Source organism: Limnohabitans sp. T6-20 (assembly GCF_003063505.1).
GTDB lineage: Bacteria > Pseudomonadota > Gammaproteobacteria > Burkholderiales > Burkholderiaceae_C > Limnohabitans_A.
The window spans coordinates 951,258-965,240 of record NZ_NERW01000002.1; the positions used below are offsets into that span (position 1 = coordinate 951,258).

General features: G+C 61.4%; 14 protein-coding genes. 3 read left to right on the forward strand and 11 right to left on the reverse strand.

Going from position 1 to position 13,983, the window contains the following annotated elements; all coding sequences use genetic code 11:
• Positions 1–20: 20 nt before the first annotated feature.
• Positions 21–1,037 carry an endolytic transglycosylase MltG gene (gene mltG / locus B9Z33_RS10470; protein WP_108286901.1) on the reverse strand — a complete coding sequence of 339 codons (1,017 nt, stop codon included), beginning with the start codon at positions 1,035–1,037 and terminating at the stop codon, positions 21–23.
• 70 nt (positions 1,038–1,107) lie between these two features.
• On the opposite strand from mltG, the gene B9Z33_RS10475 reads away from it, so the two are divergent.
• Positions 1,108–2,064 (forward strand): folate-binding protein YgfZ, encoded by a 957-nt coding sequence (locus B9Z33_RS10475; RefSeq protein ID WP_108286902.1) that lies wholly within the window; start codon positions 1,108–1,110, stop codon positions 2,062–2,064.
• Positions 2,065–2,067: 3 nt separating this feature from the next.
• Here B9Z33_RS10475 and B9Z33_RS10480 read toward each other — a convergent pair whose 3' ends face one another.
• Positions 2,068–2,925 carry a YbgC/FadM family acyl-CoA thioesterase gene (locus B9Z33_RS10480; protein WP_108286903.1) on the reverse strand — a complete coding sequence of 286 codons (858 nt, stop codon included), beginning with the start codon at positions 2,923–2,925 and terminating at the stop codon, positions 2,068–2,070.
• A 4-nt stretch (positions 2,926–2,929) separates the two neighbouring features.
• Positions 2,930–3,892, reverse strand: a complete 963-nt coding sequence (locus tag B9Z33_RS10485) for an alpha/beta hydrolase (protein WP_108286904.1) — start codon at positions 3,890–3,892, stop codon at positions 2,930–2,932.
• 190 nt (positions 3,893–4,082) lie between these two features.
• Between B9Z33_RS10485 and B9Z33_RS10490 the strand changes: the two genes are divergently transcribed.
• Positions 4,083–5,219: an iron-containing alcohol dehydrogenase gene (locus tag B9Z33_RS10490; RefSeq protein ID WP_108286905.1), complete on the forward strand. Its 1,137-nt coding sequence runs from the start codon at positions 4,083–4,085 to the stop codon at positions 5,217–5,219.
• A 63-nt stretch (positions 5,220–5,282) separates the two neighbouring features.
• On the opposite strand, the gene B9Z33_RS10495 is transcribed toward B9Z33_RS10490, so the two are convergent.
• Genes B9Z33_RS10495 through B9Z33_RS10515 form a run of 5 tightly spaced genes read right to left on the reverse strand, consistent with a single transcriptional unit; the run spans position 5,283 to position 10,440 of the window.
• Positions 5,283–5,678, reverse strand: a complete 396-nt coding sequence (locus tag B9Z33_RS10495) for a TfoX/Sxy family protein (RefSeq protein WP_108286906.1) — start codon at positions 5,676–5,678, stop codon at positions 5,283–5,285.
• A gap of 25 nt (positions 5,679–5,703) precedes the next feature.
• Positions 5,704–6,657: a rhodanese-related sulfurtransferase gene (locus B9Z33_RS10500; RefSeq protein ID WP_108286907.1), complete on the reverse strand. Its 954-nt coding sequence runs from the start codon at positions 6,655–6,657 to the stop codon at positions 5,704–5,706.
• 28 nt (positions 6,658–6,685) lie between these two features.
• Positions 6,686–6,973, reverse strand: coding sequence for a DUF1330 domain-containing protein (locus B9Z33_RS10505; RefSeq protein ID WP_108286908.1), 288 nt, complete (start codon positions 6,971–6,973; stop codon positions 6,686–6,688).
• Between the two features lie 9 nt (positions 6,974–6,982).
• Positions 6,983–8,068 carry a phospholipase gene (locus B9Z33_RS10510; protein ID WP_108286910.1) on the reverse strand — a complete coding sequence of 362 codons (1,086 nt, stop codon included), beginning with the start codon at positions 8,066–8,068 and terminating at the stop codon, positions 6,983–6,985.
• Between the two features lie 5 nt (positions 8,069–8,073).
• Positions 8,074–10,440 (reverse strand): Tex family protein, encoded by a 2,367-nt coding sequence (locus B9Z33_RS10515; protein WP_108286912.1) that lies wholly within the window; start codon positions 10,438–10,440, stop codon positions 8,074–8,076.
• A gap of 216 nt (positions 10,441–10,656) precedes the next feature.
• On the opposite strand from B9Z33_RS10515, the gene B9Z33_RS10520 reads away from it, so the two are divergent.
• Complete coding sequence (locus B9Z33_RS10520) at positions 10,657–11,046, forward strand: hypothetical protein (RefSeq protein WP_233252794.1); 390 nt, start codon at positions 10,657–10,659, stop codon at positions 11,044–11,046.
• A 50-nt stretch (positions 11,047–11,096) separates the two neighbouring features.
• Here B9Z33_RS10520 and B9Z33_RS10525 read toward each other — a convergent pair whose 3' ends face one another.
• Genes B9Z33_RS10525 through B9Z33_RS10535 form a run of 3 tightly spaced genes read right to left on the reverse strand, consistent with a single transcriptional unit; the run spans position 11,097 to position 13,961 of the window.
• Entirely contained in the window at positions 11,097–12,002 is a 906-nt protein-coding gene (locus B9Z33_RS10525) for an SDR family oxidoreductase (RefSeq protein WP_108286913.1), read from the reverse strand.
• Positions 11,999–12,934 (reverse strand): glutathione S-transferase family protein, encoded by a 936-nt coding sequence (locus B9Z33_RS10530; RefSeq protein WP_108286914.1) that lies wholly within the window; start codon positions 12,932–12,934, stop codon positions 11,999–12,001. Before B9Z33_RS10530 ends, B9Z33_RS10525 begins: the two co-directional genes overlap by 4 nt.
• Before the next feature lie 10 nt (positions 12,935–12,944).
• Positions 12,945–13,961 carry an NADP-dependent oxidoreductase gene (locus tag B9Z33_RS10535; RefSeq protein WP_108286916.1) on the reverse strand — a complete coding sequence of 339 codons (1,017 nt, stop codon included), beginning with the start codon at positions 13,959–13,961 and terminating at the stop codon, positions 12,945–12,947.
• Between the last annotated feature and the right edge of the window lie 22 nt (positions 13,962–13,983).

Genomic DNA, 13,983 nt, shown 5'->3' on the forward strand with positions numbered 1-13,983 from the left:
TCGCAGGCTCTCGCCTGCCCTCAATCCTTGGCCGTTTGGATGCCACGCTGGTAACGGTTGACCGCACGGTTGTGCTCGTCCAGCGAGGCGCTGAAGTGGCTGCTGCCGTCGCCTTTGGCCACAAAGTACAGCGCCTGCGTCTTGGCGGGTTGCACCGCAGCCAGCAAAGCGGCCTTGCCCGGCATGGCAATCGGCGTGGGCGGCAAGCCGCCACGGGTGTAGGTGTTCCAGGGGGTGTCGGACTGCAGGTGGATGCGGCGCAAGTTGCCGTCAAAGGCCTCACCCAAGCCATAAATCACCGTCGGATCGGTCTGCAAACGCATGCCGATGCGCAGACGGTTGTTGAACACCCCCGAAATCATGGGCCGGTCGGCGCCTTTGCCGGTTTCTTTTTCCACAATGCTCGCCAGAATCAAGGCCTCTTCAGGTGATTTGACCGAAACACCGGGCTGACGGGCCTCCCAAGCCTGCTGCACATGCTTGTCCATGGCCTTCATGGCCCGCTTCAGGACCGCCAGGTCGCTGGAGCCTTTGGCATACGAATACGTGTCCGGGTAAAAACGCCCTTCCGGGGCCACGCCGGGGCGGCCCAGCTGCGCCATCAAGGCCTCGTCGGGCAAAGCACGGCTGTCGGGCTTGAGGTGTTCGGCCTTGGCCAGCGCCTGGCGCACTTGCCGCCAGTTCCAGCCCTCCACAATCGTCACGGTGCGCAGGCTCTCCTCGCCCCGCACCAGCATGTTCAGCAACTGTTGGGGCGATGTGCCGGGGGCAATTTCATAGCTTCCGGCCCGCATCAGGCGCGACTGGCCCGACAGGCGAAACCAAGCGTAAAGCAAAGTGGGTGAAGTCTGAGCCCCCGCATCGGCCACGGCCTGGGCAATGGCTTTGGGCGAAGTGCCGGGCTCAATGGCCAAATCAAGCGCATTGCGGCCCGTGTCCATCGGCTGGTTCACCCACCAGAACGCCGCCCCCCCCATCAGCAAGGCGGCCAGCAGCAGGCTTGTCAGCAACTTCATCAAGCCTTTGAGCACGGCCATGTCCTTGTTCGAGTGTTGAAAACGTGGAGGGGATGATAATTCACGCCTCGCCCGAAGACAGAGCCGCCCCATGAACACCCCTGCAGAACTCAGCCCTCAAATCAACACCCTTTTGAACGGCGTCAGCCCCCTGCCCCATCTGGGCGTGATTCAGGCCCAAGGCGTAGACGCGGCCAACTTTTTGCACAACCAGCTGAGCAACGACGTGCTGCTCTTGCCCGTGGGCCAGTCCCGCCTGGCGGCTTTTTGCTCGGCCAAGGGCCGCATGCAGGCCAGCTTCTTGGTCATCAAAACTGCGCCTGACACCGTGCTGCTGGTCATGAGCCTCGACTTGCTGGCCCAAACGCTCAAGCGTTTGTCCATGTTTGTGTTGCGGGCCAAAGTCAAAATGAGCGACGTCACGGACCAATGGCAGCTGCACGGCTTATTGGGCGGCAGCGCCCGTGCCGTTTTGGGTGAAGCCATGCCTTGGCAAACCGCCAGCGCCGACGGGGCCCACGCCGTGGCGCTTTACCCCGCCGTGCTGGGTGAGACCCAAGTGCCACGGGCCTTGTGGCTGGGCGCTGCAGCCCAAGCACTGCCCGCTGGGGCCAAAGTTTCAACCGAAGTTTGGGCCTGGGCCGAAGTCATGAGCGGTGTGACGCTGGTCACCCAGCCGCTGTTTGAGGCCTTTGTGCCCCAAATGCTGAACTACGAATCAGTGGGCGGTGTGAACTTCAAAAAAGGCTGCTACCCGGGCCAAGAAGTCGTGGCCCGCAGCCAGTTTCGCGGCACCTTGAAGCGCCGCACAGCACTGGTGCACAGCCCGGTGGCCTTAATGGCTGGACAAGACGTGTTCACCCCTGCCGACCCCGAGCAGCCTTGCGCGACCGTGGTGCTGTGCGCGGCGATGCCTGATGGTCAGGGTTTTGACGCCCTGGTCAGTGGGACGCTGGAGAGCCAGCAGGCAGGTTGGCATGCGGGCAGCGCCCAAGGCGAAGTGCTGCAACTGCAGCCCCTGCCCTACGAACTGCTGGCCGACATTTGATTCTCAGAGCTTGCGCACCATCTCGATGTGCGCAATGCCCGCTTCTTCAAAAATGGCCCCATGCGGCTCAAAGCCTGAGCGTTTGTAAAAACCTTCGGCGCTGCATTGGGCGTGCAGGATGACTTGGGTATCGCCCCGGTTTTGGGCAGCGTCCATCAGCGCATGCAGCACCCGGCGGCCCAAATCGCTGCCGCGCATCTGCTTTTTCACGGCCATGCGGCCGATGCGTGCCACACCGGGGGCGTGTTGCAGCAGGCGGCCCGTGGCCAGGGGCATGCCCATGCGGTTGAGCGCCACCGCGTGCAAGGCGGTTTCGTCATCATGGTCCCACTCCATCTCGGCGGGCACTTTTTGCTCGTGCACAAACACCTCGGTGCGCAGCGGGCTGGCCAGTTTTTGAAAGTCGTGCCACGAACCCACATGCACTTGCACCATGTCTTCGCCGCGCTCAAAGCCTTCGAGCAGGTCGCGCAGTGGCGGAGGAATGGGCTGGCTCTTTTTGGCCACAGGGTCGGCGTAGACATACACCAGCTCGCTGGTGATCAGCAGCTCATCGCCCCTAAAAATCGCACCTGCAAAGGTCATGGACGAATTGCCCACGCGGTCGCAGCGCATACACACATCCAAGTAATCATCCATCTCGGCGCTGGCGTGGTACTCGACGCTGGCCTTTTTGACAAACAAGTCGCCACCCAGCTGGTGCATGGTCTCGGCATAGGGCATGGCCAGGTTGCGCCAGTAATCGGTCACGGCGGTGTCGAAGTACATGAGGTAGTGGCCGTTGAAGACGATTTTCTGCATGTCCACTTCGACCCAGCGCACGCGCATGCGGTGAGAAAAACGGAAGTCCTGGCGTTTCATGGGTTCAACTTTCAAAAGCGTGTTTCAGGGCCCTGCCCGCATCGGCGTGGGCTTGCAGGGCGTCGGGAATAGCGCGGCCCATGGTGATGAAACCATGCACCACGCCTTTGTAGATTTCCAGATCGACCGGCACGCCCGCCATGCGCAAGGTGTCGGCGTAACGCACGCCCTCGTCCACCAGCGGGTCGCATTCGGCCAAACCGATCCAGGCCGGGGCCAAGCCGCTGTGGTCGGGGGCGTTGCCGGGGGCAAAGCGCCAGTCGTCGCGGTCGGCTTGGTCGATGTAGCCGTCAAAAAACCAGTCGATGGTCTCTTTGTCGAGCATGAAACCCTCGGCAAAGGTGTGGTGCGAGGCGGTGTCTTGCCGCCCGCCGCAACCGGGGTAAAACAGCAGCTGCAAAGCCAGTTTCAAGCCCGCATCGCGCGCCATCAAGGCGCACACGGCGCTGAGCGTGCCGCCCGCACTGTCGCCGCCCACCGCCAAACGGCTGGTGTCCAGTCCCAAGGTCGGCGCATGCTGGTGCAGCCAGTTCAGCGCGTCCCAGCTGTCGTGCACGGCGGTCGGAAAGCGGTGCTCCGGTGCCAGGCGGTAGTCCAGCGACACCACCGCGCAATGGCCTTGGCGTGAGAGCTGACGGCACAGCACATCGTGCGTGGTGAGGCTGCCCACGGTGAACCCGCCGCCGTGGATGTAGAGCAGCACGGGCAAGGGCTTGTCGCTTTGGGGTGCGTACAAGCGGGCGGGCATGGCGTGTCCGTCGCGTGCGGGGATGGTGATGTCCTCAACCCGGTCAACATGGGGCGCAGGCTGCAGGTCCAGGATGGGGCCGCCGATGTCGTAAAACTCGCGGGCTTGGACAGGTGTCATGGCCGCCATGGGTGGGCGGCCAGCGCGCTGCACGCGTTCAATCAGGCTGCGCGTGGCGTCGTTCAACAGTGATCGGGGGTTGGTGTGGTGGCTGCTCATGGGGCGCTGGAAAGGTCACAGGGTGTTGCGTTAGGTGTTGCCAACGTGACGTACAACGGGGCTTGCAGGGTGGCCAAAGACGAATCCTGCATCAAAATGGGCTTTGATCGTACAACGCCCTACACGGTGGGTCTGTCACCTGTTGCGCATCACCTGTTCCCGTTCAGCCACTTCAGTTTGGAGTTCTTGCATGTCTTTCATCAATTACGTCACCCAGATCCAGATCGACTTTGGCGCAGTCAAATTGCTCCAGGCCGAATGCGAGCGCGTGGGCATCCACAAACCACTGATCGTGACCGATGCGGGCGTCAAAGCCGCAGGCGTGCTGCAAAAAGCCCTCGACGCCCTGCCCAGCCTGCCCGTCACCGTGTTTGACCAAACCCCCTCAAACCCGACCGAGTCGGCCGTGCGCGCTGCAGCGGCCATGTACAAAGCCCACGGCTGCGACGGCCTGATCGCGGTGGGCGGCGGCTCAGCGATTGATTGCGCCAAAGGCGTGGCGATTGCCGTCAGCCATGAAGGCCCGCTCAAGACCTACGCCACCATCGAAGGCGGCTCGCTCAAGATCACCGACCGGGTGGCCCCGATCATCGCGGTGCCCACCACCAGCGGCACCGGCAGCGAAGTGGCCCGGGGGGCGATTTTGATTCTGGACGACGGCCGTAAAGTCGGCTTTCACAGCTGGTTCATCGTGCCCAAAGCGGCCATTTGCGACCCCGAACTGACCTTTGGCCTACCGCCCATGCTCACAGCGGCCACCGGCATGGACGCCATCGCGCACTGCATGGAAACCTTCATGGCCGCGCCCTTCAATCCGCCTGCAGACGGCATTGCGTTGGATGGTTTGGCCCGGGGCTGGGCAAACATCGAGCGTGCCACCACCAACGGCCAGGACCGCGAAGCGCGCCTGAACATGATGAGCGCCAGCATGCAGGGGGCCATGGCCTTCCAAAAAGGCCTGGGTTGCGTGCATTCACTCAGCCACAGCCTGGGGGGCGTGAACCCGCGCCTGCACCATGGGACTTTGAACGCCATGTTTTTGCCTGCTGTGGTGAAATTCAACGCCGTTGCCGAAACCGTGCAAAAAGAAAACCGCCTGAACCGCATGGCCCAAGCCATGGGCCTGCAAAGCGGCTCGGACATCCCCGACGCCATCAAAGACATGAGTGCGCGCCTGGGACTGCCTGCCGGTTTAGGGGCAATGGGCGTGACCGAAAGCCTGTTTGACGCGGTGATCACTGGCGCGCTGGCCGACCATTGCCACAAAACCAACCCGCGCATTGCTTCAGCAGACGAATACCGGGACATGCTGCTGACCAGCATGTAAGACTGGCTGAAAGCCTGTTTTTGAAGGCGCTCACCCCTGTGAGCGAATGTCAGCCTGTCAATATCAGCCCACTGAGCGTGTGGGCGCAGGACGCTTTTTCAAACGGGCTTTGGCCCTCTCGCGTGCCTGCGCTTTGGCCACATGCCCGCGCAAAGCGGCGTCCCACGCCGACCAGGCCCAGCGCACGGCCTCGGCGGGCTCGTCAAAGATCGAGTCTGGAGCCAACCAGTAAGACAAAGCCACTTCCCTGCCCTTCATGGGGTAGGTAAAGGGGGTGAGACCGAGGGCCTCAAAGTCGGGGCGGTTTTGCTCGTCCACCTTCAGGTACAGCTGCTGGTTCATGACGATGGCGAACATCAGGCCTTCGTGGTAAAGGCCGTGGCCACCAAACATCGGGCGGGCCGAAACCGACCCCAAACCTTCCAGCAGTTCCTGCACAAAGGGAATGAAGTCGCTCATGCCGCAGTCGTGAGGGCTTGGGCGTTCAGGGTGCGTCGTGCGAGGGCATTTTGGCACCCACATGCACCTCGCCCCGCGCTTCGGCCAGCTCCACTTGGCGTTGGCGTTCGGCCAGTTTTTCTTTTTGCTCGGGCGTGCGCTGGTCGTGGCAGTGGGCGCAGCTCACGCCCAACACGTAATGCGGCGACTGCTTGTCCTGTTCGCTCAGCGGCCAGCGGCAAGAGCGGCACAGGTCGTGGTGGCCAACACCCAGGCCGTGGCCCACGCTCACGCGCTCGTCGAACACAAAACAGTCGCCTTCCCAGGTGCTTTGCTCGGGCGGGATTTCTTCAAGGTACTTCAGGATGCCGCCTTCGAGGTGATAGACCTCTTCAAAGCCGCGCATTTTCATGAGCGCCGTGGATTTTTCGCAGCGGATGCCGCCTGTGCAGAACATGGCCACTTTGGTTTTTTTGGCGGCCTCGCCTTGCAGGTTCTCCTGCGCGTCCAGCCAGGCGGGCAGCTGCACAAAGGTCTTGATGTTCGGGTTGATCGCGCCCTTGAAGGTGCCAATCGCCACCTCGTAATCGTTGCGCGTGTCGATCACCACCACATCCGGGTCGGCCAGCAAAGCGTTCCAGTCGGCGGGCTTAACGTATTGGCCCACGGTCTTGTTCGGGTCCAGCTCGGGCACGTGCAAGGTCACGATCTCTTTTTTCAGCTTGACCTTCATGCGGGTGAACGGCGGCTTGGGGCTCCAGGATTCTTTGTGTTGCAAGGTGGCCAGGCGCGGATCGGCATGCAAAAACGCCAGCACAGCGCGGATGCCCGACTCGGGCCCGGCAATCGTGCCGTTGATGCCCTCGTGCGCCAGCAGCAGCGTGCCTTTGACGTCATTGGCCTCGCAACAGGCTTGCAAAGGCGCTTGCAGATCAACGAAGTCGGGCAGATCGACGAATTTGTAGAGGGCGGCGGTGAGGTACTGGGCGGCAGATTGCATGGGGTGATTATCCCTTCTGTGCGAGGGGTCAGGCCTCATAAGTCAACAACACCACATCAGCGGCTTCCTGGCGCAAGGCAATGAGTGCCTGATACGCCGGCGAGCTGTGCCAACCGTCTGCATCGGCCAGTGAGGGAAAACGAATCACCACGATGTCGGCATGCGGGCATTCCCCGGAGAGCGCTTTGACCTGATTGCCGCGAAACACCAGCTCGCCACGCCAGGGCGTCAGGGTCGCGAGCACCTGGCCCCGGTATTGGGCCCATTTTTCTGGATTTTTGACGGTCATTTGACCCACAACGTAGGCATGAGACATGGCAGCTCCTTATAAGGCTTGAACCTTCAGCAGGCTGGGTGCAGCCAGCCATTGAGAAAACTCATCCGCCAATTGCGCACTGGCTTGCACCGCAGCCTGCCAAACCTTCACCCGACCTGCAAAGTCGTGTTCATAGCGCATGAAGTCGTTGCGATCGGGCAATTTGCCATTCGGCAAGGTTTTGACCCATTCGGGGTTGGGCGCGAGGACGATGGTGTTGTCCAAAAACGATGTTGCGCCGTGCCGCCACTTGAGGGCTTTGTCCAGCCAGCCGGGCACCACGTTTTGCTGAAAGTGCGGGTACAGCACGATGGCGCGTTCGGGGCCTTGGCTGGGGGCGGTCCAGTTCAGGTGCAGGTGGTAGTCGGTGATGCCGCCGTCCCAATATGCACCAGCAGGTGCGCCGGGGATATCGTGCACGGCTTTCAGCGCAAACGGGATCGAACAGCTGGCTTGCAGCGCGGGCATGAAGTTGCCCTCGGTCAGTGCCACCTGCCGGGTGCGAAAGTCGCTCGCATCAAAGGGCAGCGGATGCTCTTCGCCTGAAAAAACCACACGCTCCAGCCAGCCACCCAAAGCACGTCGGTGCAGGGCATTGCTCAAAAAAGCGCCTGCGTAGCCCAAGGGCGTGGCCACCGGGTGTTCGCGGCGCAGCATGTGCCGCCCGTGCGATGTGACGATGTGAAGCCGATAGCGTGGATGGCTCAAAACCTGATCGATGCGCCCGCCATAAAAGCTGGTCAGATTGGCCCCAAACGCATCGCTCACTTGCTGCGCCGTGACCTTTTTTTGACCGGGCAAGACCGCGTAATGCTGCTGAGTGTAGGCGTGCTCCAGTTCTTCAAAGGCCGTGACCGGGTCGTTCAGGCAGGCCGTGGCCATGCGCCACGCGCCAATCGACGCGCCCACCAGGTCCACGGGTTGGCTGCTTTGCGCCAGCCACTCGCCAAAAATGAAACGGTCCAGCGGCCCGAGAATCAGCCCTTTGGGCCCACCTGCCGCCCCCGGAATCACGCCAATGTGCTCAGGCCGCAGGCCGTGTTCACGGATGTGGGCCAGGGCTTTGGGGCCAGCGTGGATGTGGAGGGCTTGCATGGGTTTTACTTCTTGAGGCCCTGCAGCTTGGCAAACGCGCTGGCCATGGCCGAGCCAGCGGCTGCGGACGGCGAGGTGTAACCCCCACCCGATCCCCCGCCGCGCTGACGGTTGCCTGGCCCTGCCCCTTCAAACTTGTTGTCGCGAGGGCCATCGCGCCTGGCGGGCGCAGCGTCCAGCTTCATGGTCAGGCTGATGCGCTTGCGGGCCACATCGACTTCGAGCACCTTCACTTTGACGATGTCACCGGTCTTGACCACCTCGCGGGCGTCGGTCACAAACTTGTTGGCCAGCTGGCTCACATGCACCAGGCCATCCTGGTGCACGCCCAAATCGACAAACGCGCCGAACTGGGCCACGTTGCTCACAGTGCCCTCCAAGGTCATGCCTTCTTTCAGGTCCTTGATGTCTTCTACACCATCGGCCAGGCGGGCCACTTTGAAGTCGGGGCGTGGATCACGGCCGGGTTTTTCCAGCTCGCCCAGGATGTCCTTGATGGTGATCGCACCGAACTTGTCGTTGGCAAACAACTCGGGTTTCAAGGTTTTGAGCACATCGCTGCGGCCCATGATGTCCTGAACCGGCTTGCCGGTTTTGACAATGATTTGCTCGACCACGGGATAGGTTTCAGGGTGCACGCCCGTCATGTCGAGTGGGTTGTCACCGCCACGGATGCGCAAAAAGCCCGCACTTTGCTCGAAGGTTTTGGCCCCAAGACCGGTCACTTTGAGCAGGTCTTGTCGTGTTTTGAACACGCCATTGGCATCGCGCCAGCGCACCACGGCCTTGGCCACGCTGCCCGACAGGCCCGACACGCGGGTCAGCAGCGGCACGCTGGCGGTGTTCAGGTCCACGCCCACCGAGTTCACGCAGTCTTCGACCACGGCATCCAGGGTTTTGGCCAGCTCGCTCTGGTTCACGTCGTGCTGGTATTGGCCCACACCGATCGCTTTGGGGTCGATCTTGACCAGCTCGGACAGAGGGTCTTGCAAACGGCGGGCAATGGAGGCCGCGCCGCGCAGGCTCACGTCCACATCGGGCATTTCCTGGCTGGCAAATTCACTGGCGCTGTACACCGAAGCGCCCGCTTCGCTGACCACCACTTTTTGAATCTCAACACCGTCACGAAGGCGGGCCAGTTGTTTGATCAGGTCACCGGCCAGCTTGTCGGTCTCGCGGCTGGCCGTGCCGTTGCCAATGGCAATCAGATTGACGTTGTGCTTTTCGCACAACTTGGCGAGGGTGAAGAGCGAGCCTTCCCAGTCCTTGCGCGGCTCATGAGGGTAGACGGTGGAGGTGTCGACCAGCTTGCCGGTGGCATCCACCACGGCCACTTTCACGCCGGTGCGGATGCCCGGGTCCAGGCCCATGACCACACGGGGGCCGGCGGGGGCGGCCAGCAGCAGGTCGCGCAGGTTGTCACTGAACACCTTGATGGCCACTTTTTCGGCTTCTTCGCGCAGGCGTGCAAACAAATCGCGCTCGGTGGACAGGCTCAGTTTCACGCGCCAGGTCCAGGCCACGCACTTGCGGATCAGGTCGTCCGAGGGCCGGGCCGCGTGGCTCCAGCCCAGGTGCATGGCGATCTTGCCTTCAGCGATGCTGGGCTTGCCGGGCTCGGGTTCCACGGGCAGCACCAGCTTGGCGTCCAGCATCTCCAAAGCACGGCCACGGAACACGGCCAGCGCACGGTGCGAAGGCACCCGGCCAATCGGCTCGTCGTAGTCAAAGTAATCGCGGAACTTGGACACATCGGCGTTGTTTTCGTCCTTGCCGTCGGCCAGCTTGCTTTTGAAGAGGCCCTCGTTCCACAGCCATTCGCGCAGTGTCTGCACCAAAGACGCATCTTCGGCCCAGCGCTCGCTGAGCAAATCACGCACACCGTCCAGCACGGCGGCGGTGGTCGTGAAGTCGGCCCCTTCGATCGCACCTGCGGCCAGCACATAGGCTTGCGCTTCGGCGTGCGGGCCGAGCGTGGGGTCGGCAAACAGTTTGTCGGCCAGCGGCTCCAGCCCGGCTTCGCGGGCAATCATGCCCTTGGTGCGGCGCTTGGGCTTGAAGGGCAAATACAAATCTTCCAACTCTTGCTTGGTGGGCGCGGCGTCGATGGCGGCCAGCAAGTCGGGCGTCATCTTGCCCTGCTCGGTGATGCTTTTGATCACGGCGGCGCGGCGGTCTTCCAGTTCACGCAGGTAGCCCAGGCGCGACTCCAGCTCGCGCAGCTGGATGTCGTCCAGCCCACCGGTCACTTCCTTGCGGTAACGGGCAATGAAAGGGACGGTGGCTCCACCGTCCAGCAATTCCACAGCGGTTTTGACCTGCTCAGGGCGGATCCGGATTTCTGCGGCCAGTTGGGCCAGGATTTTGGGCATGTCTCAGGTCACATCTTTAGGGGGAAAGCGGGCGAGTTTGCCACAAGCAGGAAGCACCAATCCTGCACAAGACGCAAACTGACAATTCACAGTTTTAGTGTTAAATAATCTTAAAAACAAAAAACAATCCCATAATTTCACAAATTTATAGACATCAAACCATCAAAACTGTAAACTAGCCTCAAACTAACAAAACAGTCAATTGAGGGAGTGATCATGAATTTGACAATTCAAAACGGTATCGGTGTCACCAAACGGTTGGGCATGATGGTCTTGGTCTGTTTGTCCATGGTCTTGACAGGATGCCAAACCATGGGTGGCGGCGTGATCCCGAGTGCTGAATACGAAAAGTTCACGCCCAAACCCACAGAAAAGCGGATCATGAAAGAGGTCAACTTGCGCTGGGAAGTTCGCGATGATGTGGCCCAATATTGCGCCAAGTCCATCGGCATGGGTCGGGAGCAGGCTTACATCACCCCACCAGTGGCTTGTGCGGTTTGGCATGTCCAGCGCCAAGAATGCGTGATCGTGACGGGCAAAGAAACCTCTCATGTGGCTTTGGGCCACGAAGTTCGCCACTGTTTTGAAGGCCACTTCCACAAATAAACCACCGAGACCGAGCGCATTTGCGCTCAGTCCCTGGGGGTTTTTGTGCTTTAGATGCTGCGCAAGGCTTTGCGCAAGCCCTCCCCCACTTCGGGCCTGGCGGCAAAGGGGTCCGGTGGGTTGGTACCCTGAACAATCGCCTCCATCCGGCTTTGCACGTTGCCCAAAGCGTGTGGGTGGCTGTAAATATAGAACTGCCCTGAGGCCACGGCATCAAACACCTTCTGCGCCACATCGGCCGCAGACACCTTGCCACTTCCAACAGCTTTATCAGTTTGAGCCTGCCCAATCAACTGGCTGGCGGTCGGTTTGTCGGCAGCCAATGCGGCCGGGCGATTGCGTTCGCTGTGACTGATGCCGGTGGCCACGAAATACGGGCACAACACACTGGCACTGACTTGGTCACTGACCAGCTGCAAGTCCTGGTACAAGGTTTCAGTCAGTGACACCACGGCGTGCTTGCTGACGTTGTAAATGCCCATGTTCGGCGGGGTGAGCAAGCCGGCCATGCTGGCGGTGTTGACGATGTGACCCTGAAAGCTCGGATCGGCCTTGGCGGCTTCGAGCATCATGGGGGTGAACAGGCGTACGCCGTGCACCACGCCCCAAAGGTTGACGCCCAGCACCCATTCCCAGTCGGCCACCGAGTTTTCCCAGACCAACCCCCCTGCCCCCACACCCGCGTTGTTGAACACGAAATTCGGCGCACCAAAGCGCGCCTTCACATCAGCAGCCAGTTGTTCCATGGCCTGGGCGTTTGACACATCGACCTTGCGGGCCAGCACCTGAGCGCCTTGGGCTTTCATTTCGGCTTCGGCTTTGTCCAAAGCGTCCTGCTGCACATCGACCAGCACCAGGTTCATGCCGAGTTTGGCCCCGATGCGGGCGCATTCCAGGCCAAAACCAGAACCGGCGCCGGTCAGGACGGCTGTTTTGCCTTTGAAGTTGTTGATCATGGGGAAACCTTTTTCAATGTGAAGCCCACACGGGGGAAGTGAACATGGACCGTGCCCGCCCGCTCGTCGCTGCGGCGCAAGGTGTAGCGGGTGCGGGTGGCCGCGACCAGTTCACCCTCGGTCGGCTCCAAGCCAAAGTTGTCTGCGGCGATCACGACTTGGCTGCCCAGCGCGATGCCGTGCTCGTCCTGGAAGACCTCGCCCTGCACTGCCGCAGGCGTTGAACTGCGGGCGGTTTGCAAGGCTTCTTCGGCGCTGCATTTGCCGGGTGTGCCGTGGCCGATGGCCTTCATGCGGGCCATCCAGCTTTGGACTTCAGGCGTTGCATCCAAAATGCCCGCCAGGCCGGGTGTGCGTTCTTGCGTGAACCACAGCGGGTGGTAGACCGCAAAGTCGGCCACGCAAGGCTGTGCGCCGAACAAAAAGTCTTGCCCGTGCAGCATGCTGGCAATGCGGCGCAGGTAGCTTTTGTAAGTGGCCCCTGCATCGGCAGATGACATGCGTGCGCCGCCACTGCGCATGGCGGCTCGGTCGGCCACAAAAGCCTGCACGCCTTCGGCGGGCGCACCCGCAAAGACCTGTGCCACACCAGCGGGCTGAAAGTTATACGCCATGGCGGCGATGAACAAGGCGCTGTCGGCCCACTGCGCCACGATGCGCGCCGCGCCTTTGACAGCTTCGGGGTAGATCGTGGGTGTCGGTGCACGGTGCTCCAGCACGTCGCAAATGAGCGCGGTGTCGCAATAAATGTCCGCGCCGATCTGGAGCACCGGGGTTTTGCGGTAACCGCCCGTGAGCGCCGTCAGATCGGGCTTGGGCATGATCATCGGGATGAACACGCTCTTCCAGGCCAGTTGCTTGTGGCCCAGAATCAGCCGGACCTTTTCTGCAAAAGGCGAGGTCGGGTAATGGTGGAGGATCAGCTCGGACATGCGACCCGCCTCAGATCAGCTTGACCAGTTGCTTGCCGAAGTTCTTGCCTTTGAGCAAGCCCAAAAAGGCTTCGGGCGCAGCGGCCAGGCCTTGCGCCACCGACTCGCGGGGACGCAATTTACCTGTGCCCACCAGTGCGCCGAGTTCGCTCAAGGCCTCAGGCCAGACTTCCATGTGCTCGCTGACGATGAAGCCTTCGATCTTCATGCGGTTCACCAAAATCAGGGCCGGGTTGCTCATGGGCAGCGGCGCGCCGTCGTACCCGGCGATCATGCCGCACACCGCAATGCGCGCAAACGCGTTGGTGCGCAGCATCACGGCGTCGAGCACCATGCCACCCACGTTTTCAAAGTGGCCGTCGATGCCGTTGGGGCAGGCTTCGCGCAGCGCTTTGGACAGGCTGATGTAGTCCTTGTGCTCTTTGTAGTCGATGCAGGCGTCAAAGCCCAGCTCCTTGACCACGTAATCGCACTTGTCTTTGCCACCGGCAATGCCCACCACGCGGCAACCACGGGCTTTGGCCAAGGCACCATAAGCGCTGCCCACCGCGCCGCTGGCCGCGCTCACAGTCACCGTTTCGCCTGCTTTGGGGTTGATGATCTTGACCAGGCCGTACCAAGCGGTCACGCCGGGCATGCCCACCGCACCCAGGTAATGCGACAGCGGCACATGGGTGGTGTCGACCTTGCGCAAAGCGCCGATCACGTTGGCATCGACCACGCTGAATTCCTGCCAGCCGCCCATGCCGACCACTTGGTCACCGGCCTTGAATTTGGGGTGGCGGCTGTCCACCACCTCACCCACGGTGCCGCCAATCATGACTTCGCCCAAAGGCTGGGGCACAGCGTAGCTCTTGCTCTCGTTCATGCGGCCACGCATATAGGGGTCAAGGCTCAGGTAATGGTGGCAAACCAGCACTTCCCCGTCTTTCAGCTCGGGCAATGGCAACTCGACCATTTTGAAATTGTTGACGGTGGCTTCGCCCTGCGGGCGGTTGTCCAGAACGATGCGGTGATTGATGGGCATGTGTGTCTCCAGTGAATTTGAA

Bases quoted from the DNA above. Each gene is read 5' to 3' on its own strand.
- mltG (WP_108286901.1), bottom strand. From the start codon at position 1,037: ATGGCCGTGCTCAAAGGCTTGATGAAGTTGCTGACAAGCCTGCTGCTG.
- B9Z33_RS10475 (WP_108286902.1), top strand. From the start codon at position 1,108: ATGAACACCCCTGCAGAACTCAGCCCTCAAATCAACACCCTTTTGAAC.
- B9Z33_RS10480 (WP_108286903.1), bottom strand. From the start codon at position 2,925: ATGAAACGCCAGGACTTCCGTTTTTCTCACCGCATGCGCGTGCGCTGG.
- B9Z33_RS10485 (WP_108286904.1), bottom strand. From the start codon at position 3,892: ATGAGCAGCCACCACACCAACCCCCGATCACTGTTGAACGACGCCACG.
- B9Z33_RS10490 (WP_108286905.1), top strand. From the start codon at position 4,083: ATGTCTTTCATCAATTACGTCACCCAGATCCAGATCGACTTTGGCGCA.
- B9Z33_RS10495 (WP_108286906.1), bottom strand. From the start codon at position 5,678: ATGAGCGACTTCATTCCCTTTGTGCAGGAACTGCTGGAAGGTTTGGGG.
- B9Z33_RS10500 (WP_108286907.1), bottom strand. From the start codon at position 6,657: ATGCAATCTGCCGCCCAGTACCTCACCGCCGCCCTCTACAAATTCGTC.
- B9Z33_RS10505 (WP_108286908.1), bottom strand. From the start codon at position 6,973: ATGTCTCATGCCTACGTTGTGGGTCAAATGACCGTCAAAAATCCAGAA.
- B9Z33_RS10510 (WP_108286910.1), bottom strand. From the start codon at position 8,068: ATGCAAGCCCTCCACATCCACGCTGGCCCCAAAGCCCTGGCCCACATC.
- B9Z33_RS10515 (WP_108286912.1), bottom strand. From the start codon at position 10,440: ATGCCCAAAATCCTGGCCCAACTGGCCGCAGAAATCCGGATCCGCCCT.
- B9Z33_RS10520 (WP_233252794.1), top strand. From the start codon at position 10,657: ATGAATTTGACAATTCAAAACGGTATCGGTGTCACCAAACGGTTGGGC.
- B9Z33_RS10525 (WP_108286913.1), bottom strand. From the start codon at position 12,002: ATGATCAACAACTTCAAAGGCAAAACAGCCGTCCTGACCGGCGCCGGT.
- B9Z33_RS10530 (WP_108286914.1), bottom strand. From the start codon at position 12,934: ATGTCCGAGCTGATCCTCCACCATTACCCGACCTCGCCTTTTGCAGAA.
- B9Z33_RS10535 (WP_108286916.1), bottom strand. From the start codon at position 13,961: ATGCCCATCAATCACCGCATCGTTCTGGACAACCGCCCGCAGGGCGAA.